This window comes from Gymnodinialimonas mytili (genome assembly GCF_037544085.1).
In the GTDB taxonomy this organism is placed as follows: Bacteria; Pseudomonadota; Alphaproteobacteria; order Rhodobacterales; family Rhodobacteraceae; genus Gymnodinialimonas; species Gymnodinialimonas mytili.
This window is the reverse complement of record NZ_JBBIFW010000001.1, coordinates 381,419-402,345: the sequence shown is the minus strand read 5'-3', so window position 1 is coordinate 402,345 and position 20,927 is coordinate 381,419. Positions and strand designations below refer to the sequence as shown.

Below are 20,927 nucleotides of genomic sequence, written 5' to 3'. Positions count from 1 at the left end.
GATTTTCGCTATCGGAACAAGGTTGGATTGATCGCCTGACCTTCACCACGGCACAGCGCGGTAAGGTGCCGCGAAAGTCTTAGTCTGCGCGTTTGCCGTGCCTCTCGGATCATTTCATTTAGGGGAGTATGCTGCAGATCAGATGACGCGTGCTATCGGGATGGGCGAATGAGTTCGACGCGTCAGCCGAGGTAGAGGAGACCGCCTTTGATCGACATCTTGATCCTGGCCGGGAAACGTCCGCGTCCGGGAACCATCCTTGAAACGGTGGCAAGGATTCTCGTCGAAGATGGCGCGACCTTGCACACCGAATGGCGCGACCCGCTTGGCGCTGTTGCCAGTTGGCCATCGAGATTTCTGGTACATCGTGGTCTGGGGGCCGATGTGTTGCAGCCGCTCGCCGCGCTCGCTCCGGCAAGGGTTGTCAATGATCCCGGCGCCTGCTTGCGCGTCGGCGATAGAGGGCTGACGATGGCTGCGCTGCGCCGGTCGGGATTGCCCGTTCCAAGTGCTGAAACCTTCACCGACTGGTACCAGGTCTGTCAGCGCGCCGCCGCCGGTTCGGTCTTTCTCAAGGCGCGGTCCGGGTTGCAGGGGCGCGGGGCTGGCGTTCTTGCACTGGAAACAGGCGCGCCGGAAAAACCACCATTTCCCGGGCCCTGGCATGTTGAAGAGATGCTGCCCGGTGACGGAACCGACCGAAAGCTTTATGTTGCGGGACCTCGGGTATTTGGCCTTTTGAAGGCCTGGCCGCGCGATGACACTGCGCCAAGCCTTCCGTTTGCCCCGCCAAGCGAGATGGTGGATCTTGCGCTGAGCGTCGGATCTGCCCTGGGGCTGGAGATCTACGGAGTTGATTTGATTGGGCAGGATAGCGCGTTCCGCGTGGTCGATGTAAACCCGTTCCCCGGATTCCGCGGCGTTGACGGTGCAGCGCAGGCCGTCGCCGATCACATCGCGGCGCGCGCAGACGGCGGCTGAGCGCCAAGCTGCGCCCGGCAGAGGGTCGCGATGGCCGGGATTGTGTGGCGCCGATCTTCGAACCGCGTGGCAATGCGGACATGGCGCGTAAGCGATACCCAGGTCAATGTCTCGATCCGCTCGCGTTCTGGAGGCGTCTGCACCGTTTCGTAGCCATCGAGGAATGCGTGTCTGAGCGGATCAAACTGCATTGGATCGCCGGTGTTCCGAAGCCCCAGCTCGATCAGATGGGCGCAGAAATTCCCAATATCGATTGCTGGATCGCCGATAGCATACAGATCCAAGTCGACCAACCAGATCGCACAGGCATCCACGATCACCTGATCGAAGTAGAAATCCCGGTGAAGCCCTTGTGGTTCGGTCGCAGGCAGAGCGGCCAATGCGCGTTTGGCGCTGTCCAGCAAATCGGCATAGGGCCCGCCATCGACCGCGCGTCGCACCACATCCAGCTCATCCTGCAGGCTCCAGCTACGCTCGGTTTGCGGTGCGGTGGCGTGAAGCGTGGCAAGCGCCCGACCGGTCCGTTTCACGGCCGATGCCGCATCGGAGTCGTGCAGGAGCGCGCCCAAAGGCTCGCCGGGCACCTCTTCCTGTATCCATATGCCGGGATCGCTGAGCGTGCCGACGACCTCCGGTACACCGACGCCCTTGCGGCCATCGAGGCCAGCGGCCCGAAGGCGTGCTTGAATCCGTGGTGCCGATTGATCCGGGCCTTTGGCACTCATCTTGCCGAGGAGCGCCCGGCCACGGCCGGAATAGCGCACAAGCGCCCGGCGACCGGGTTTTATGCGCACCAGCTCGGCCGAAAGCTCGGGGACGGCTTGTCCTGAGGCGGCCTCGATCCGGGGGCGCATGATGCGCTCGGAAAGCGCGGTGGGCAGGCCCGGGATGATATGCCTTGGCGACGCCCACAGTAATCTGCGAGTTTTATCGAGCACGTGCTGGGCTTCTGTCGCCCAGCCAGGGCGCCGGGCGCGAAACCCATCCTGGGCGAGCGCGAACAGAGCATGGACCCGATGCGCCGCGATGGCGTCGTCGTCAACGCCGGCGGCGGCGCCAGCCGCGTCATAACCTGCGCGCAGAGCCTCGCTGGCCGCCTCAGTCGGGGTGCCGCGGATCTGCGCCAGGTCCAGAGCGGCCAGGAAACTGCCCAGATCGCGGGCCGGGTCGCCCCAGGCAGCGCGATCCCAATCGACGAGCCGCGCCTGCGACCGGGTGATCGCCACCTGATCCGGGCTGAAATCGCCATGCACAGGGGCGGCGCGATTATCTGGCAGTGGGGGCAACAGGTCGGCAGCCAGCCGTGTTGCGGTTGCGGCAAGATCCGGCAGCAGCTCGCCCAGGGACGCGGCAAATTCCATCGGATCCTGCGGCGTCCAATCGGCCAGCATTGTGGTCGCGGGCGTCGCATGGGCGGCAGCGAGCGCGCGCCCCGCATGTGCGAAGCCCGAAGGGCCATCGCGCGGCGATAGCACTGCGCCGGTCAGCCACCCGACTGCAACCGCGCCATGGGCCTTGGACAGGCCCAGCAAAGGGGCACCGCCCATCGCAGCGCTGTGCGCGGCACCGTCCGCGGCAGCCTCAAACGCATCGCGGTCGGCATGCAATTTGACCGCGGCGCGGGGCCCGTCGGGCCCGTCTGCGCGCAGAACGATCCGGCGCCCGGGTTTATAGCGCAGGATGCGAAGCGCGCAGCCCGTCAGACCAAGCGCGTCCAGCAAAGCCCCACGCTTTTCCGAATGCGCCAACACGCGCCCGCCCCGCAGCCGACGCTCAAGCCGGAGTGGTACCAGAACGGTCTGGATATCGTCGAAACAGATCGCGCCATCGGCCCAGGAGGGCCGCAATCGGACTTCGGCATAACGATCCGCTGGATAGGTCATCACGCTCCAGGCCGTGTCACCCTTTTCGGAGATCAAACCCGCAACGCAGCTCGTCCCTGGCTTATATCGCAAATACGATTGCCGCGTCGGTGGAAGGCCAGCACACTGTGCCAGGTCTGTGGCATCCAATACCGACGCCAGCCCCGGCAGCACCGGGTCGCGGGCGCACAACGCCGTGTCTTCAGCCCGCAACGGCACGCGGACGCTCCCCATTCTGGGCGTCATGGGCACTTGCGAACCAGCCACCAACCGTCATCAGCACCTCAGGGGCGCCATCCTGCATCACGCCGTTCTCGCCCAGAACGATCACGCGATCACATGTCGCGGCGAGCGCAAGGTCATGGGTGATCATCAGGGTGGTCCGCCCGCGTGCCGCAGCATCGATCGCTGCGGCGACCGTGGCCTCACTGCGGCCATCCAGAGCCGTTGTCGGTTCGTCCAGCACCAGGATCGGCGCCTTTCGCAACAAGGCTCGCGCCAGGCTCAGCCGTTGACGCTGCCCACCCGACAGCGACGCGCCCCGTTCAGCGATATCAGCTTGCAGCCCGCCCGCCATCTGGTCGACGAAGCCATTGCCCCCGACAACGCGCAAGGCGTGTTGCGCATCATCGTCGGTCAGTGTTTGGGACAGCCCGAGCGCGAGATTGTCGATCACGCTTCCCGAGATCAGCAGAGGCTCCTGTGGAACCAGCGCGATCTGGCGGCGCAAGGAGTGCAGTGTGACGTCGCGCAGATCGATCCCATCGATGCTCACACGTCCCTCATCGGGATCATGGAGGCGTAGCAGAAGCGAGATGAGCGTCGACTTGCCTGATCCCGATGGACCCACGATGGCAACGCGTTGCCGAGCGGGGATCGTCAGATCAAGCCGCTCGAACACCGCCCTGCCGTCTGCATGGGCGAAGCGCACGTTCTCAAAGTGCAATGTGCCGTTGAACTCCGGGGCGGGTCGGGCGTCTGCGCGGTCGCGCACGGCGTCATCCTCATCCAAGAGGGCAACGACACGCTCCCCCGCAGCAAGGGCTTTGGCAAGGCGCGCTGCATATTTCGCGTAGCCCCGCACCGGGCGGAACGTGTGTTTGAGATAGCTGACGAAGATCAGCAGATCACCCGGCGTGATCCGACCCGACAGAACCTGCAGCGTTCCGAACCACAGGATGAGCGCCAGGCCGATCCCGGCCAGAAGATCGACCGACCGCTCTAAGCCGGCGGTCATGCGTGCGGCTTTGATGCCTGCCGCCATGTCCTTTTCATTGGCGCCGCCGAACAGCTTGGCATTGCTGTCCTCCAGGCCCAGGGCCTGGACTGAACGAATGCCCGTCAACGTCTCGGTCGAAGTGGCGGCAAGTTGGCCCTGCCGTTCGCGTTGTGTGCGGCTGATCTTGCGGATGCGGCTCGTCAGGACCCGTGACAGCAGAAACAGGATCGGCAAGGGCGCCAGCGCCACAAGGGCCAATTGCCAGTCGAGCCAAACCATGACGCTGACCATCCCGGCAAAGATCAGGATATTGGCGACCAGGGGCATTGCCGCCGTCACCAGTGTTTCCTTCAGCATCCCGACATCGCCGATAAGGCGCATGGTGAGGTCACCCGCGCGGGAGCGGGCATGAAAACCAACGGATAAGGACTGAAGATGCGCAAAAAGATCGGCGCGGACCTTGGTCAGCACCCGGTTGCCCACAAGCGCAAAGCCCATCGTCGCAAGAAATTGAAAGGCCGCGCGCGCCAGCACCGCCGCCAGCAAACCGCCGGCGCAAAGCGCAAGGAGAAGCATGGGGTCGATACCCGCACTGGCCGGTGTCTCGCCAGCGACAGTGGGCACAACCGCGTCTATGACGAATTTCAGGGGCCAGGGTTCGGCCAAGCGCGCGGCAGTGGCCAGAAGCAGCGCCACGATCGACGCGATGAGCATCCGCCAATGGCCCCGCAAATACGGAGAAAGCCGACCCACAATAAGGCCCAGCCCGGGCAAGGTGTCTGTGATATGGGCAGCGCGGCTCATGCAGCCCTGCGCTTTTCACGGATATGGTCCAGGATACGGGCGGCGGTTCCAGCCCAGGTATTGTGCGCCAGAACCTCCGCCCTCCCGGCAGCGCCAAGGCGGCGACCAAGGGAGAGATCCCCGGCCAGGCGCAGCAATTCCGTGGCCAGGGCGCCTGCATCATCCGGCGGCACGATCAGGCCGGTGGCGTCATGGGTCACGATCTTACGCAGATGACCTGCATCGCTTGCGACAACCGGCAAGCCTGCGGCCATGTATTCGTAGATCTTGAGCGGTGAGAAATAAAAGTCAGGCGCCGCACCATAGGGGGCGGTGCCGACATCCAGCCGCGCCAAGGCGGCGGGCACCGCGGAGGCGGGCAAAAGCCCCGTGAACTCCGCCGCTTCATCTGCGCCTACACGCGTGAGCGCCTCCTGAATGGCGCCCCGCTCGGGCCCATCGCCGATCACCAGCAGGCGGGCATCGGGCCGATGGGTGCGAAGCTGCGCAAAGGCGTCGACCAGCGTCGGCAGACCATGCCAGGGCTTGAGCGAGCCCAAGAAACCAACGGTAAACGGCTGCGCGGCAAGGGGGGCTGCCGTCGGGAAGCGGTCAGGGTCGACAGCATTTGGTATCACGACGACATCCGTCGCGCCCATCGCGCGGGCATGGACGGCAACAGGTTCCGTGACCGCGGTGGTCAGGCTGGCCGCCCGCATGGCGCGGCGCACACCCATCTCGGCATCATCTGGAAGGGCAAGGGTGCGATGCGTGGCCTGCTCGCTCAGGAGCGGCGCGTTTACTTCCAGCACCGAGGGGATCCCGGCCTCGATTGCCCATTCCATCGCCGCGAAGGCGTAGAGCGCGTGGCGCTCGTAGATCAGATCCGGCACAAGATCATCAAGCAGGCTGCGCATTGCATCATTCGCCGACAAAAGCATTCGGGCGCGCGCCTCTGGCGCCCCTTTCGGCGCCGTTGGCAGGGCTAGAACCTCGACATCCTCCAGATCTTTCGGCGGCGTGCCTTCGGCGCGAGGTGTCAGAACCGTCAGATCATGTCCGGCTCGCGTGAGCGCGCGCAACATTTCTTGCACATGGATTGACGCGCCTTTGGAACCCCAGACAGGAATGCCGGGATCGGCGCTGACATAGGCGATACGCATCATGCGGCACTCCGCGGAGCGTCGCCATGATGTGCTGCGGCTTCAGCCCAAAGGCTGCGCAGCGTCGAAGCAGAGACCACGACGTCATATTCGGTTTCGATCAATGCCCGCGCCTGTTCTGAAAGGGTTACGCGCAACGCGGCATCGTTCGTAACCCGTCCGAGCGCGTCTGCCAGCGCCTGGGGGTCGGCGTCGGGCACCAAAAGGCCAGTCTCGCCCGCGCGCACCAATTCGGGAATCCCGACCACATCTGTCGAGACCACCGGCAAGCCAAGCGCCATCGCCTCGACCAGCACCGTAGGCAGGCCGTCGCGATTGCCATCCGATCCGACCACGCAGGGACAGGCAAGAACCGCAGCACGGCGCATCGCCTGCATCACTTCGGATTGGGGGCGGGGCCCCTCGAGGCGAATATAGGCACCCATGCCGTTATCGGCGATTTGCGCGGCCAGGTCGTCCCGCTCCTCACCAGAGCCGATGATGGTGCAGGACGGCGTTTGACCCGCTTCGACCATCAGCCGAACGGCCTCGATCAGAATGTGGAATCCCTTCTTTTCGACCAACCGCCCGACGGCGAGGATCTCGGTCGCGTCCTTCCGGGGCGGCGCGTATTGAAACCGCGTCAGATCCAACCCGTTATAGATCCGCGCCAACCGTCCCGCGCCATAGGTCTCGCGCAGATAGGCAAGGTTATAATCCGAGACCGTGACGGTCACGTCGGCGTCGCGCAGTTTAAGATCCAGGTGCTGGGGTTTTTCATAGTGATGGTAGATGTCCTTGGCATGGGCGGTGAAGCTCCAACTGATGCTGGCCATGGCGGCTGCAAGGCGAGCAACGCTGGCTGACACGGTGCCGAAATGCGCATGCAGATGCGTGATTTCGCGGATCCGCACCTCGACTGCCAGTTCCAGCGCCTGCGCGACATCCTGACCTCCGGCGATCCCGTCAATCCGCGCCAGCGTATCCCATGCGTCAGGCAGTACGTCACGGGCGCGCGCCATGCGGTCCCAGATGGCGTCAGGTCCTGAGAAGCGATCCTTTATATGGGTCACCGGCGCCCGCACGCGGCCCAGAATATCCTGGTAGTGGGTCTCATCGACCGGGCGCAGGGCGAAGATCTCGATCTCTTGTCCCACCGCCTCATGGGCGAGGATTTCATTGATCACAAAGGTCTCAGAGAAGCGCGGATACCGCTTGAGTACATAGCCGATCCGGCCGATTGGGGGACAAATGTCGGTCACGTAGGCTCTCCTCAAGCGGCGGTCGGGATCAGGGTCGCGATGGACCGGGCCAGGGCCTGCACGCCAGCCAGGCCAGTCATGTTGGGCGCGGGACCTGGCTCTCCGACCGGGGATGCCATCCAATTCCCCAGGGCGGCGGGTGTCAGATCTTCGGGCAACAGCATCGAGACAAGCCCGCGTGCCGCCAGACGTTCGGTGCGCATGACCTGTTCGCGGCGCGGCGCACACCGCGGCACGATCAGGGACGGCCTGCGGAGGGCAAGCATCTCGACCGTGGTGTTGTACCCCCCCATGCCAATGATCCGGGCGGCCCGGTTCATCACCTCTATGGGTTCGCGCAAGAAGGGCAGAACCATCAGATCATCACGCCCGGCGGCCAAGGCGGCGATATGGGCCTTTTGATCCTCGGGCATCTGTGTGCCAGTCACCAATATACCGCGATGGCCCTGGGGCAGCGTTGCGGCTGCAAAAGCCTCGCACAAAGCGACCCCGTCTCGGCCACCACCGACAGCGCAATAGACATAGGGCCTGGGATCTGAGCCCATGACCTGTGCCAAATCGGCGGCGGCCTGAATCGCATCGCGGCGCCCCGTCGGATCGAGATAGCCGACAAACCGGCAGCGCGCACCGATCGGGTCGGACATGCCGCAATCTGTCAGGATGTCGTAAACATCAGGATCGCCGTAGATCCATACCTCGTCGAAATGGCGGCGCACGGTTTCAAAGTTGCGCTGACGCAACCATTGGCGACGTGTCACAGACCGCTCATCGATCACATCGCGCAGGCCCAGCACGACGCGGCAGCGATCTTGACGGGTCAACATCGCGAGTGTCTCGTCCAACTCGTATTGCGCACCGCGCGGCACGTTGTCGACGATCATCAGATCAGGATCAAAGCCTTTGACTGCGCTGCGGATCATGCGCGCGCGCAAGGCGGTCAAGCGCCTGAGATCCGAGCCGAGATCGCGCGGACGATAGCTGCCGTCACCCTGCTTGGCATAGGCGGGCAAGGTGACGCAATCGACGCCAGCGGGCAGCACGAAGGCACCCGCCTCGCGCATCCCGCCGATTAGCAGGATTTCAGGGCGCGGGGTCATCTCGGACAGGGCGGCGGCGATCAGAAGGTTCCGGCGCAAATGCCCATATCCCAGCGTGTCGTGCGAATAGAGCACAATCCGCTGCGGACGAGATGATATGCCATCTAGGATGTCGAACACGGGGGCGTTCCTCTCTGCATCGCCGCGGTATCGCGGTGTCATCAAACTGTCTTACTTTGTAGCGTCCGACCTGCCCGATCCCCTCATTAAAGTTTGATTAGAGACCCTGCCCGGCGGTGGCGCAGGCGGAAAACTGCTGTAGGATCAGAGGTGTCGTGAAGGCGGAACGCCGGAATGGTATGTATGAGTGAGTTCAGTGGGAGGCGACGTGCGGTTCAAGACCAAGATCGGGATCGCGCAGGCTGGACTGACTGCCATCGTTGCCACCCTGACGGCTGCGATGCTGATGTCTCTCGCGACCGGTGGCGATGCGGCCCGCGAAATCAGTTATTCCTACGAACAGACTTTGTCGGTCACCTCGATTGCCAAGGCGGCTGACGACTATTCCGAACAGATCGCCGAGATGTTCATTTTGGGCCCGAATCCCCGCCAAGCCGAAGCGGCGCGCAATGCGTTGCTGGAGGTGGTGGCGCGTATGGAAGCGGAGCTTGAAGAAGAACTGCTGGGGCTGATCGGACCACGCCATGCGGTTGAGCGCGAGGCGGAGCTTGAGGAGCTTGCCCGCATGCAGGCGATCCGCGGATTGATCGACCGAATCGAAGGCGCGCGGGTGCAGATCGGGTCGCATCTGCGCGATGGACGTTTCAACGACGCGATGACGATCTATCGCGATGAGATCGAGGGCAATCTTGACCGGACGTTGGATCGGCTTGCCGATGAGGCCATTGCGCGTGAGACGGGCGAGGTGGTCGAGGCCCTTGAACAAACCGCCGGTGTCGCGCAGCGGATGAGATTGGCGGTTCTGGCATTGGCCTTCGCGGCGGTGGCAGCGCTGATTGCCTTGTCGGTGTTTCTGTATCGCAGCGTCTTGCGTCCGGTCGGGGCGCTGGCCCACGGGGCCGAGGTCGTCGCTGCAGGCAATTTGGATCATATCGTCGCGGAAGACGGGCGCGGCGATGAGCTGGGCGAGCTGACGCGCCGTTTCAACCGGATGACGGCCCAGATCAGTGCACAGCGCACCGCCCTGTTGGGATCCAAGGCGGATCTTGAGCGCGAAGTGAGCGCCCGCACCGAAGAGCTTCGCGATGCCCTGGACAGCTTGAAGGTTCAATCCGAGGGCCGCGCGCGCTTCCTGGCCGATATCAGCCATGAATTGCGCACGCCGCTGACGGTTGTGCGCGGCAAGGCCGAGATCGCGCTGCGCGACCCGTCTGCCACCCCAGAGCAATTGCGCGGCGCGTTGGACCGGATCGTGCGCAAATCCGCGGATATGAGCCGTCTTGTCGAGGATCTGCTGTTCCTGGCCCGCAGCGAGGCCGGAACGATCCAGATCCAACGCGGCCCGGTGATCATGCAAGAGGTCTTGGATGATACCATCCTCGACAGTCGGACCCTGGCACTGCCCAAACGGGTCACGGTCTTGCCGAGTGAGCCGCAAGAACCTGTCATCGTCAACGGCGATGCCGACAGGTTGCGCCAGGCCATCCTGATCGTGTTGGACAATGCCGTGCGCGCGGCACCAACCGGAAGCAATGTGCATGTCGAGCTCGCCGTTGACGGCAATATGGCGCGCGTGACCATCACAGATGAGGGCACCGGCTTCGCGCCGGAAGAGATCGGAGAGGCGATGCGGCGGTTCTATCGCGGGCGATCCGGCGGTGCGGGTTTGGGTCTGTCGATTGCCCACTGGATCATGGAGGTTCATGGCGGCGATGTCCGGCTCGCCAATTCCGATGACGGTGGCGCTCAGGTCTCGCTGGTCCTGCCGTTCGGAGCGAGCGCATGACATCCGCGCATATTCTCGTCGTCGAAGACAATCCCGAGATTTGCGAGGTCATCGACGACGCGCTCACCATGGAGGGCTACGAGGTCGATGTTGTGAATGTCGGCGCGGGCTTGGCCCATCGCCTGGCCGAGGGGCGCTACGACCTTGTGGTGCTGGATCGGATGTTGCCCGATGCCGAAGGTGCTGATTTGTGTCGCGCGTTGCGCGCGGCTGGCAATGGTGTGCTGATCTTGATGCTCACCGCCCGCGACGCTTTGGATGAGAAGGTCGAAGGGCTGGAGGCGGGCGCCGACGATTATTTGACCAAACCGTTCGCGCTGTCTGAATTGGTGGCACGCGTGCAAAGTCTCTTGCGACGGGTTGGTCGGGGAGAGCCAAAACCGAACCTTTTGCGGCTCGGGCCGCTGATGCTGGACCGCGCGCGTGTTGCTGTGGAGGCCGATGGGCACGCGTTGACACTGACCGCGACCGAATTCGCGCTTCTCGAAGCGCTGTTGGCGAATGCGGGGCGTGTGCTCAGCAGGACTGAACTGCTCAAAGAGGTCTGGGGTTATGATTTCGATCCGCAGACCAATAGTGTTGAGGTCTATGTGTCGTATCTGCGTCGTAAATTGCGCGCGGTCACTGACCGCGTTGTGCTGCGCAATGTCCGTGGGTTCGGCTATACGATTGAGGTCCAGGAAAGCGAGGCGCGACAGGATCTGTGATCGGCGCTCTGCGTGATGGCCGATGTCCGCCCCCGACTGGACCAAAAGCCAAACGGGGACAGCGGCACCACAACCGCGGCTGTTCTAGGCGGCGAGAGGTTTGGCGATCTGATCTTCCCAGATCAAACCGGGCCGATACCGGGCATCCACTCGCCCGTCTTTGAGCGTGAACAGGTGCAACCAGCCATTGTCGACCAAGGCGCGGACATCCAGGTGAGCATTCAGGACATTGACGATGGCTTCACGCGGAGCCTCGATCATTACCGATAGGCGCAGTGGCTCATGCATCAGCTTGTCACCATCATGGACCGCTTGCCAGGGCAGGCCGGGGCGCAACCCGCCGCCATTGCCCTCGATCACACCGAGGCCTCCGACCACGTTGTGGATCAGTTTGTTGCCCCCGCCAAAGACCGACGGCGCCACGGCGGACCCATAATATTGCAGGCTGATCCAACTGGCGACGACAACAGGGGCGGTCAGGATCAATTCCAGCGTGCCAAAGCTCTCATCGGCCTGCCAATCGTAGCTGTGCAGGAAGGCCCGCCCGCCCAGATCCTTGCCAGAGGTCGCGCCGCGCGGTGCGGCGATGAACGCGGCGCAACCCGCCAACCCCCATTCGGGCCGCACCTCGGCCCAGTTATGGGCCCGCGCGGCAACGGTATCGGCGGTTGATCCCGGCAGGGTCGCCGCACGTTCGGCCCGCGCGATCTTGCCCGCCTGGGCCAACCAGCCTTTTGCCGTGGCAATCTGATCGGCCCAGGCGTTGACCTCAACATCATCGTAGAGCGTGATGTCGTCCGTGGTTGTGTCATGCAAACCGGCGACAAACAGCGTATCCTCAGGCACCAGGATGCCGCGCGCCGCCAGACCTGCGCGCGCCTCGGGATCGTTCAGCAACACGGCCAACAGCCGGGCCGAGACCTCACCGGTATGCCCACCGCACGCGCCGCAATGATAGGCGCTTTCGTGGGGATTATTTGTGACCTGACCACCATGGCCCAGCAGCAGGACAACCTTGCCGTGCCCCGTGGTCAGGCTCATCGCATTTAGGACGGCGGCCGCTGTTTCGGCCTTCGCCTCGGCGCTCATCCCGCCGATGACCTGCGGCACCGGGCTCTGCGCGCGCTCCTTGCCGCCAAGCCCCAGCGCATCCCGCACCAATTTGCCCGCGTAGAGCGGCCCCGCGGCCTCAACGAACGCAAAGGAGGACACCGCGGCCTGCCGGAACCGGCCCCATGCCCGCTGCGCCCGCGCGGCGATCCGCATCTCCGCCTCGGCGGCGGCATCGCCCTGACTGGTTGTCTCAACCGACGGGGTTAGCAGGACCGGCAGATGCGCCTCGACCACATCGGATCCCTGAGCCTTATGGGCCAGGGGCAGCCCGAAAAAGCCCGCAAAGCCAATCGTTTGGATGCAGGGGCTCACGCTTTCCAGCGCCCGCCTGAATACTTCGGACCGAACATCGATACAGAAGGCGGCTTGCAGTGTCGGCCTTTCGTCGGTGATTTTATTGCCATCGAGCGCTGTGCTGAGACTGCGTTGATGGGCGCGTTCGGCGGCCTCTTGCAAGATCGCCAGGGCGATTTGTGTGGCATTGGGCACGATGGGTGCGGCGTGCTGCGCCACGATCTCTTCCCACTCTGCGGCGATGCCTGGCACATGCGCCAACAGTGCCTCTTCCCAGATCAGGCGGATCGCCAGCAGATCGGCCAAGCTGCGATCGACGTCACCCACAAGCTCCGCCTGCCACAGCCGCCAGCGCGCATGCTGCGACCATCCGCCCAGATCCATATAGAGCCGATGAAATGCCGTCTCAGCCGCCTCATCGCTGAGCCCAAGCGCGTCGGCCGCGCGCAGAATGGCCCGCTCGGCGCTATCGGGAGCATGGGTGACATGGGCGCAAAATCCGGTCAGCCCGGCCACCTCTGGCGTCAGATCATGCATCGCCCAGGCTTTCCAAGCCGAATAGGCATCCGATCCCGGCGTCGGCGACCACAGCGCCTGGCCGCGGTCGAAATGTCCGGCGGCCCAGAGCCCGAAGGTCTTTTCGATGACCGAGGGCCAATCGATGCCCGTGGCCTTGGCGGCCAGATCGGCGACGGTGGGCAGCGGGACGGCCTCATTTTGAGCTTCGGCCAAGGTGGCCTTCAGCGCTGCGAGATCTGCGGGTTTGCCAGCCAGATCACAAGCATCCAGCGCGTCGCTCAGATCCGTGTCCGTGATCGTGCCATTAGCAATGGCTGCGGCGTAGTCGGTGGCACTTTGGGTGATCTGCGCACCGGCCACGCGGGTCATGCGCGCCGAGGCATTCGCCAGATCCTCGCCGGTTTGGCCTAGAAACGGATTCACCGCGACGGTCACATCCAGCGGGAAGGCCGGGGGTATAGCACGCGCCGCCGCTTCAGCCGAGGTTAGAATATCGGACAGCCGCGCCGGGGTGATCTGGGAATGCTTCATGAACATAGTCGTCTCCATCACGTCAGTCTGATTTTGCCACGCGGAACCCGCCAATGGCGCGGTCCAGCACTGCGTTTAGGTAGAGGCCATTGGCCAAATGTACGCGGAGCCCTGACGTCGCCGGATGATGCGCCCATAGTGGGAACAGGGCCTGGGCAAAGGCCACCAAGCCGAAGGACACGACCGCCAACCCGATCAACGCCCATTCCAGGGGCCCCGGAACAGGGGCCGCTGGCAACGACGCGCCCCAAATCGCCTCGGCCACAGCTTGGAAGGTGAAGTAGGCGATCGCGGTGATCAAAGAGGTCGTGACCGTGCGCTTGGTCAGGGCCGCAGGCGCCAAATCGGCCAGGCCCTGGGCCACCAGATAAGCGACACCAAAGATCAGGATGGCCCCCAAGGCCAGGGCTTGTGCGGTTTTCGGTCCAAGCAACAGCGTGAACAGAGCTGCGATGATCGCGTAAAGAACCAGCGCCAAGCCAAAGGATTTCAGCACAGCACCGATATCTGGCACCGCAACGGGGCCCGGGCGGCGCAGTCCCGCGACGGCGGCGACGGCCCCGCCTGAAGATAGGAAGGCATGCGCCTTGTAGAGCGAGTGCGCCACGATATGCAAAAGCGCCAAGGCCCACAGGCCCAAGCCGCATTGCAACAGCATGAAGCCCATCTGAGATACTGTGGACCACGCCAACGAGGTTTTCACCGCGCTTTGCGTCAGCATGACCGCCGCCCCGAAGAGGGCGGTGAACCCGCCGATCATGACCAAAGCCGCCATGGCCCCGGGGCTTAGCTGCACCAGGCTTGCGGCAGTGATTAGCAGTACGCCGCCCGAATTGATGATCCCGGCATGCAGCAGGGCGGAAACGGGGGTTGGCGCCTCCATCACTTCGGTCAACCAGCCGTGCAGCGGGAAGGCTGCGGTTTTCAGCACCGCCGCGAGGATAAGGAAGGCCACCGCGATGTTGCCCGACAGGCCCAAGCCAGCGGTCGCCGCCGCATTTCCGAGCGCTGCAAGATCTCCGGTGCCGAAGGCCAGTATCAGCAAGGCTGCCGCGACGGCCAGAGCCACATCGCCGCCATGCCAGACAAGGCCAAATTTCGTGGCCGCGCGGCGCGCCTCGGCCCGTTCGGGGTAGAACAACAACAGCCGTTTCAAACCGAGTCCGACGGCCAATGCCGCAGCAATCAGAACCAGCAGGCTGCCCGATTGCACGAAAACCAGCACAGCCGCCAAGGTGGCCAGCATCAATCCATGAAAGGTGCCTTCGCGCGCTTCACCATCCAGGTATGTTCGGCTGAACCGGATCACGACCCAGCCGATGAAGGCAACCAGAGTGGCCATGGTCAAGCTGACCAGATCGGCGCGCAGGGCCAGCATCACCCCCCCGTCCAGCAGCAAGATCCGTGCCGGACCAAATCCCAGAAACTGCACGAACCCGGCAACCGATAGGGCCAAAGCCGTAAGGGCGGCAATCTCGGACAATTTGGGGAATGCACCGGGGCGTCGGCCCGGCCGAGCCAAAGCCAACGCCGCGACGGCCAGCAGGGCCAGGGGCGCAAGGAACGATAGCGAAACCGCAGATGCCATAGTGTGAACTCCCGCTCAGTTGATCTTTCGGTGAATTAGCCCCTGGCACACTTCAAGAAAATTTCATATTTTCAGGAAAACCATTCTGTTTTGTGGAAGCATGTCCTCAATCAATCTGCATCATCTGCGTTTGTTCCGGGCTGTCGCGCGCGATGGAACGCTGACCGGGGCCGCGCGGGCACTGAATATCTCGCAATCCGCGGTTTCCACGCAGATCAAGGTACTGGAGGGCTCGCTTGGCCATGACCTTTTCGAGCGCAGTGGCCGGAACCTGGTTCTGACCGAGGCGGGGCGGATTGCCCTGGACCATGCCGAAGAGATTTTCCGCACAGCGGAGGATCTGTCGGCCACCCTGAAAACTTCAGGCGGTAAGCGGCAGGCATTGCGCGTCGGCGCGTTGGCCACGCTGTCGCGCAATTTTCAATTGTCGTTCCTTGAGCCAATCATCGGGCGCGATGACGTGGAGGTCATCCTGCGCTCAGGCTCTCAGGAAAATCTGCTTCGGGGGTTGGATGCGTTGGCGTTGGATGTGGTGCTGACCAATCTGGTACCGGCCCGCGACGCATCAAGCCCCTATCTGGTGCATCGTCTCGACGAGCAATCGGTCAGCCTGGTCGGAACACCCAGCCGTGTTGGGGCAGGGCAGGCGACGATTGCCGAGATCATCAAGGCGCATCCTTTGATCCTGCCGACACCGGAATCGGCGCTACGTGCCGGTTTTGACGCGATGCTCGAACGGTTGGGTCTGCTGCCTCGCATCGCCGCGGAAGCAGACGACATGGCCATGCTGCGGCTCTTGGCGAGGGCCGATGTGGGTGTTGCGGTGCTGCCGCCGATTGTGGTCAGGGATGAGCTGGAAACGGGCAAGCTGGTGGAATGCATCCGATTGGATGACATCACTGAAGTGTTTTGCGCCGTCACCATCCGGCGGACCTTTCCCAACACGCTATTGGGAGAGGTTTTGGCCGCGCAAGGCAAGGCCGCGCCCGGTTGATCATCCCGCTGCTAGTTCGGGCGCAATACGGCAATTGCAAATAGCCCATCCGGGTCGGTCAGCACTGTATTCACCGACCAGCCCGCTGCGCCGACCAGGGCCGACAAGCTTTGATCGGTGAATTTGCGTGCCGCGCTGACATGGATCGGCTCGTCTTTGGCAAAGGCAATTTCATGGCCTTGCAGATGAACGATCTGGCGGCGAGCACTAATCAATCGCATATCAATTCGGGCGAGCCTGTCGTTCCACAGCGCCTCGTATCTGAAATGATCCAGGTCGAAATCAGCGCCCAGTTCTGAATTGAGCCGCACGAGGATGTTGGAGATGAACGCCGCTGTGACGGCTTGCGCATCGTCATAGGCGGCGACCAGCGTGTCGGCGCTCTTGACCAGATCGGCGCCCAAAATGAACCCCTCCATGGCGGGCCATTTGCGCGCGTGAGCCAGAAGATCCCGGGCCGCATCCGGGGCTAGGTTTCCGATGGTCGAGCCCGGAAAAAACCCGATCTTCGGCAGATCGGCGACGGCATGGGGCAAAGTGAGAGGCCCGGTGAAATCCCCGACCTTGGGATGGATCGCAAGATCGGGATAGCGTTGCCGCAGACCATCAGCGGTGTCGTGCAGAAATCCCTCTGAGATATCCACCGGCACATAGGCCCCGAAATGCCCGCCCGCATCCAGCAAAATGCGCGTTTTGACCGAGGCGCCGGATCCAAGCTCGACCAATGCGCCATCCTCCGGCACCAAACCGGCCAAAAGATCGGAATTGGCCCGCAGAATGCCTGCTTCGGTTCGGGTCAGATAGTATTCAGGCAATGTGGTGATCTGTTCAAACAGCGCGCTGCCGCGCTGATCGTAGAGCCATTTGGGGCTCAACACTTTTTCCGGTCGGGTCAGCCCGTGCAGGGCGTCGTCCAGCAGGGCTGTCGCAGTGGGGTCAAGATACCTCGGATTGCCGTCCATCAAACGACATCCCGCGCTAGACGCAGCCCCATCATTTGCCACCGCTGATGCGGGTAGAAGAAGGTGCGATATGTGGCCCGCATCTGTTCGCGGGGCGTGGCGCAGGACCCGCCGCGCAGCACGCGCTGATTGACCATGAACTTGCCATTGTATTCGCCGAGCGCGCCCTCGGGCGGGCGAAAGCCGGGATAGGGCGCAAAATCGGAGGCTGTCCATTCCCAGACATCGCCCCAAATGCCGGGACCGGGCAGGGGGCGCAGCGCGCCAATGGCATCCGCATCACCCATCAGATTTCCGGTGAGGGGCACATCGCGAAAGGCAAGCTCATGCTCGGCCTCAGTTGGCAGACGTGCCCCTGCCCAACGCGCAAATGCGTCGGCCTCGTAATAGCTGACATGGACCACCGGCGCATCCAGCGCCACGGGTTGAGGGCCGCGCAACGTATAGGTCCACCATGCGCCAGCCTGCCGCCACCAGTAGAGCGGATGCTCCCAACCTTCGCGCTCGGCCACCGCATGGCCCTCCATCAGCCAATGGCGCGTTTCGGCATAGCCGCCGTCTTCCATGAACGCGATCCAGTCGCGGTTGGTGACGGGGCGGTCGCCGATCTCAAAGGGGCGCAGAAACGTCTTGTGGCGGGGGCCTTCACAATCATAGGCAAAGCCCGGGCCGTCATGGCCGATCTCGACCAGGCCACCCGCATGGCGCGTGTAGCTCAGCGGCACTTCTACGGTGACGGGCAAGGGCGCGGGGTCTTTGTAGACCGGCAAAAGCGGATTGAAGCTCAGCCCATGGAGCAGGTCTGTGACCAAAAGCTCCTGATGCTGCATCTCGTGGTGACAACCCAGTTCGACAAGGCCCGCAATCTCATCGGCATCCTCGCGCGACTGCGCCATTAGTGTCGCCAGACTGTCCTCGACATGGGCACGATAGGCGCGCACCGCCGCGCCGCCGGGGCGCGAGACCAAGCCCCGCCGATCCCGTGCATGGCGCGGTCCGGCCTGAGTGTAGTAGGAGTTGAACAGAAACGCGAAGCGATCATCGGGCGAGCTATAGTCGGAAACGCGGGGCTTGAGGATAAACTCCTCAAAAAACCATGTCGTATGGGCCAGGTGCCACTTCGCGGGCGAGGCATCCTCCATACTTTGTAACATCGTGTCCTCGGGGCTAAGAGCGGCTGCCAGCGCATCCGTGCGGGCACGGGTCCGGCTGAACAGATCCATCGCCTCGTTGGGGGCCAAAGGGGCTAGCGCTGCCGTCATGGCGATCCTCCGGTGTCGTCGCGCATCAAGTTCCGCATATGTGTCCCGCACCGTCGCGGTGCACCAGAACGCGCACCGAAAACCGGGATCAAAGCTGCGTGAAGCTTATGTCAGCCGTATCCGACATTGAACGTCAAACCCTCGGCCAAACTCAGTCTGGTGCCATCACATGCCATCGTGAGACGGGACTATTTCATCCGTGTGAGAGGGCTGCCACCAGTGTCGGGACGGGCGGCTTGGATTGTCGGATATCCGCCGATCAGCTGGCCGCGCCGGGCAAGCTCAGCGCTGCGTTTTCCAGATCAAACTCGCTGAGATTTATGCGCCGTGTCAGCGCATTACCGTCGGTGTCGAACAGATGCGCATCCGCTGGCTGAAAGGTCAGGGTAACCGATTGGCCCACCGTAACCCGCGCCGTTCCCGCGGTGGTGATGCAAATCGGGGTCTCGTCCGGCGTCCGGCCATAGCAGACGGTTTGGCTACCCAACCGCTCGACCACTTCGGGGATAAAGCTCAGCCCCGTTTGCGCGTCGGTCTGCTGTAATTCATCGGGCCGGATGCCAAGGGTCAGGGCCTCGCCGGGCTGCACCGTGTCGGGATCGACGGGCACCACGATATCGGCATTGCCGCCGCGCAGGGTGATCCGAACGCCATCTGGGCCAGTCCGCGTGCAGGTGACCGAGACGAAGTTCATATTCGGGTTGCCGATAAACCCGGCGACAAACTGATTGGCGGGTTTGTGGTAAAGTTCCAACGGCGTGCCAACCTGTTCAATCCGCCCGTCGCGCAACACCACGATCTTGTCGGCCATGGTCATCGCCTCGACCTGATCGTGGGTGACATAGACCATCGTATTGCCCAACGTGCTGTGCAGCCGCGACAGCTCCACCCGCATATCGGCGCGCAGGGCGGCGTCGAGGTTCGAGAGCGGCTCGTCAAACAGGAAGATCTTAGGCTGCCGCACGATCGCGCGCCCGATGGCCACACGCTGACGCTGGCCGCCCGAGAGTTGTCCGGGCCGTTGGGTCAGCCGCTCCTCCAGCTTCAGCACCTTTGCGGATTCAGTGACCAAGCGGTCAACCTCAGTCTCCGACAGTCGCGCGACACGCAAAGGGAAGGCGATATTCTCGTAAACGCTCATATGGGGGTAGAGCGCGTAGGATTGGAACACCATGGCAATGCCACGATCCACGGGCGCCATATCATTGACCACCTTGCCGTCGATCTCGATCCGACCCGAGGTGATTTCCTCCAGCCCGGCGATCATGCGCAGCATGGTGGATTTGCCGCAGCCTGAGGGGCCGACAAAGACGACAAATTCGCCCTCCTCGATCTCAAGATCGGTCGGATGGATTACCTTCGCCGTCCCGAAGCTCTTGGTGACGTCGCTGAGTTTCAGTTGTCCCATGGATCCTGTCCTGCCTCGGCTTGGGTCAAGAAATGCCCCGCCCGGATGCGTTGGCCGGGCGGGGCAGTGTGAGAATTAGCCGTCCTGAAGGTCGCGCAATTCTTCGGCGGCCTGAGTGGCGGCCTCTTCAGCAGTCAATTCACCCAGGATCACACCCTGCAAGGCTTCGTTGATCACGTCTTGCATCGACAGGAAATCGACCATCTGCGGCTCTGGCCCGCCGATTTCGATCGTATCCAGGAAGAACGCCCAATTGGCGTCATTCTCGCGCAGGGCGGCGGTGAATTCCGACTCGCGGATCGGGGTCCAACCGGCAGTGTCGTCGAAGACCGCTTGGCGCTCCGGCGCCGTGAGATACATCGCCAGCGACATCGCGGCCTCTTCCTGGCCCGAGCCGTCGAACACGGCCAGGCTATCGGTGATCAGCAATGTGGAGTGATCGCCATTGGGACCGGCCGGAACCGGGATGATCTGCCAATCCACATCGCCCGCCCGCGCCGCAAAGCTGTAGCCGTGAATCATCATCGCGATTTGACCGTTCTGGAACAGCGGCTCAAGCTCTGCGCGGTCGTAGGCGACAGGACCGTCTTGCGCATAGGGCGCCAGATCGGCGTAAAGCTGGAAGGCGGCGATGGCCTCGGGGCTGTCGATCACGACATTGCCCTCGGCATCGATCACTTCGGCCCCATTGGAATAAAACCAGCTCAGCCATTGGTGCATCGTGTTGTCAAAGCTGGCGGCGGGGATGCCGATACCCGCGGCCTCGGTGCCTTCGCTGATCGCCTGGGCGGCGGCGACGGTCTCTTCCCAGGTGGTGGGCGCTTCGACGCCAGCCTCCTCAAAAAGAGTCGCATTGATGAACAGCGCTTTGGTCGAGAAGGCGCGTGGCAGACCCCACATCTGACCATCAAATTGCACGGTCGAGCGCACCGACTCGCGATAGCTGTTGATCAATTCGTCGGAGGCCGGGATCGGCAGGATCAGCTCGCTTTCGGCCAGCTGGGGCAGGGTGCGGCTGCCCAGATAGGCCAGGGCCGGAGGATCGCCAGCCGAGGCCAGCGTAATCGCGCGCTCTTGGCATTGGCCCCAGGGCACGTATTCCTCGGTGACGGTGTAACCCGGATTTTCGGCCAGCCAGGCGTTGATATGCTCGGTCTGTAAGGCGGGCGCTTCCCCGTCGTTGGCGCCGCAATTGATGAACTGAATTTCCTCTTGCGCCTGGGCGGAGGCAGTCACCGCCAGGCCCGACAAACCCGCCAGAAGCGCGGCGGTGATCGGTTTCATATGAGACATTTGT

Annotated in this window: 15 protein-coding genes; 4 read left to right on the top strand and 11 right to left on the bottom strand. The window is 63.2% G+C overall.

Annotation, left to right across the window (positions count from 1 at the left end; translation table 11 throughout):
• Nucleotides 1-207 precede the first annotated feature (207 nt).
• Nucleotides 208-981, top strand: a complete 774-nt coding sequence (locus V8J82_RS01995) for an ATP-grasp domain-containing protein (RefSeq protein WP_339971610.1) — start codon at nucleotides 208-210, stop codon at nucleotides 979-981.
• Here V8J82_RS01995 and V8J82_RS01990 read toward each other — a convergent pair.
• The 5 genes from V8J82_RS01990 to V8J82_RS01970 all read right to left on the bottom strand — a co-directional run bounded on the left by V8J82_RS01990 (nucleotide 951) and on the right by V8J82_RS01970 (nucleotide 8,466).
• A complete protein-coding gene (locus tag V8J82_RS01990) occupies nucleotides 951-2,864 on the bottom strand; it encodes a phosphotransferase (RefSeq protein WP_339971608.1) in 1,914 nt (637 codons plus the stop codon). The two genes, V8J82_RS01995 and V8J82_RS01990, sit on opposite strands and share 31 nt — an antisense overlap.
• Before the next feature lie 181 nt (nucleotides 2,865-3,045).
• On the bottom strand, nucleotides 3,046-4,866 hold the full coding sequence (locus V8J82_RS01985) for an ABC transporter ATP-binding protein (protein ID WP_339971606.1): 1,821 nt from the start codon (nucleotides 4,864-4,866) through the stop codon (nucleotides 3,046-3,048).
• Nucleotides 4,863-6,008 carry a glycosyltransferase family 4 protein gene (locus V8J82_RS01980; RefSeq protein ID WP_339971604.1) on the bottom strand — a complete coding sequence of 382 codons (1,146 nt, stop codon included), beginning with the start codon at nucleotides 6,006-6,008 and terminating at the stop codon, nucleotides 4,863-4,865. The genes V8J82_RS01985 and V8J82_RS01980 overlap by 4 nt, the downstream gene beginning before the upstream one ends.
• Nucleotides 6,008-7,249, bottom strand: coding sequence for a glycosyltransferase (locus V8J82_RS01975; protein ID WP_339971602.1), 1,242 nt, complete (start codon nucleotides 7,247-7,249; stop codon nucleotides 6,008-6,010). Before V8J82_RS01975 ends, V8J82_RS01980 begins: the two co-directional genes overlap by 1 nt.
• 11 nt (nucleotides 7,250-7,260) lie before the next feature.
• Nucleotides 7,261-8,466 carry a glycosyltransferase family protein gene (locus V8J82_RS01970; RefSeq protein WP_339971600.1) on the bottom strand — a complete coding sequence of 402 codons (1,206 nt, stop codon included), beginning with the start codon at nucleotides 8,464-8,466 and terminating at the stop codon, nucleotides 7,261-7,263.
• 208 nt (nucleotides 8,467-8,674) lie between these two features.
• Between V8J82_RS01970 and V8J82_RS01965 the strand changes: the two genes are divergently transcribed.
• Both V8J82_RS01965 and V8J82_RS01960 read left to right on the top strand, forming a co-directional pair.
• Nucleotides 8,675-10,252: a sensor histidine kinase gene (locus V8J82_RS01965; RefSeq protein ID WP_339971598.1), complete on the top strand. Its 1,578-nt coding sequence runs from the start codon at nucleotides 8,675-8,677 to the stop codon at nucleotides 10,250-10,252.
• Nucleotides 10,249-10,959, top strand: coding sequence for a response regulator transcription factor (locus V8J82_RS01960; RefSeq protein ID WP_339971596.1), 711 nt, complete (start codon nucleotides 10,249-10,251; stop codon nucleotides 10,957-10,959). Before V8J82_RS01965 ends, V8J82_RS01960 begins: the two co-directional genes overlap by 4 nt.
• A gap of 84 nt (nucleotides 10,960-11,043) precedes the next feature.
• Here the strand turns inward: V8J82_RS01960 and V8J82_RS01955 are convergent, their stop codons facing one another.
• Nucleotides 11,044-13,422 (bottom strand): YbcC family protein, encoded by a 2,379-nt coding sequence (locus V8J82_RS01955; RefSeq protein WP_439650043.1) that lies wholly within the window; start codon nucleotides 13,420-13,422, stop codon nucleotides 11,044-11,046.
• Between the two features lie 16 nt (nucleotides 13,423-13,438).
• Nucleotides 13,439-15,004, bottom strand: coding sequence for a proton-conducting transporter transmembrane domain-containing protein (locus tag V8J82_RS01950; protein ID WP_339971592.1), 1,566 nt, complete (start codon nucleotides 15,002-15,004; stop codon nucleotides 13,439-13,441).
• A 100-nt stretch (nucleotides 15,005-15,104) separates the two neighbouring features.
• Here V8J82_RS01950 and V8J82_RS01945 point away from each other — a divergent pair, with 100 nt between their 5' ends.
• Nucleotides 15,105-15,998, top strand: coding sequence for a LysR family transcriptional regulator (locus tag V8J82_RS01945; protein ID WP_339971589.1), 894 nt, complete (start codon nucleotides 15,105-15,107; stop codon nucleotides 15,996-15,998).
• A gap of 11 nt (nucleotides 15,999-16,009) precedes the next feature.
• Here the strand turns inward: V8J82_RS01945 and egtD are convergent, their stop codons facing one another.
• From egtD to V8J82_RS01925, 4 genes are all read right to left on the bottom strand, one after another.
• Nucleotides 16,010-16,960, bottom strand: coding sequence for an L-histidine N(alpha)-methyltransferase (gene egtD, locus V8J82_RS01940; RefSeq protein WP_339971587.1), 951 nt, complete (start codon nucleotides 16,958-16,960; stop codon nucleotides 16,010-16,012).
• Nucleotides 16,960-18,222, bottom strand: coding sequence for an ergothioneine biosynthesis protein EgtB (gene egtB, locus V8J82_RS01935; protein ID WP_339971585.1), 1,263 nt, complete (start codon nucleotides 18,220-18,222; stop codon nucleotides 16,960-16,962). The genes egtD and egtB overlap by 1 nt, the downstream gene beginning before the upstream one ends.
• 259 nt (nucleotides 18,223-18,481) lie before the next feature.
• Nucleotides 18,482-19,630 carry an ABC transporter ATP-binding protein gene (locus V8J82_RS01930; protein ID WP_339971582.1) on the bottom strand — a complete coding sequence of 383 codons (1,149 nt, stop codon included), beginning with the start codon at nucleotides 19,628-19,630 and terminating at the stop codon, nucleotides 18,482-18,484.
• A 75-nt stretch (nucleotides 19,631-19,705) separates the two neighbouring features.
• Complete coding sequence (locus V8J82_RS01925) at nucleotides 19,706-20,923, bottom strand: ABC transporter substrate-binding protein (protein WP_339971580.1); 1,218 nt, start codon at nucleotides 20,921-20,923, stop codon at nucleotides 19,706-19,708.
• Between the last annotated feature and the right edge of the window lie 4 nt (nucleotides 20,924-20,927).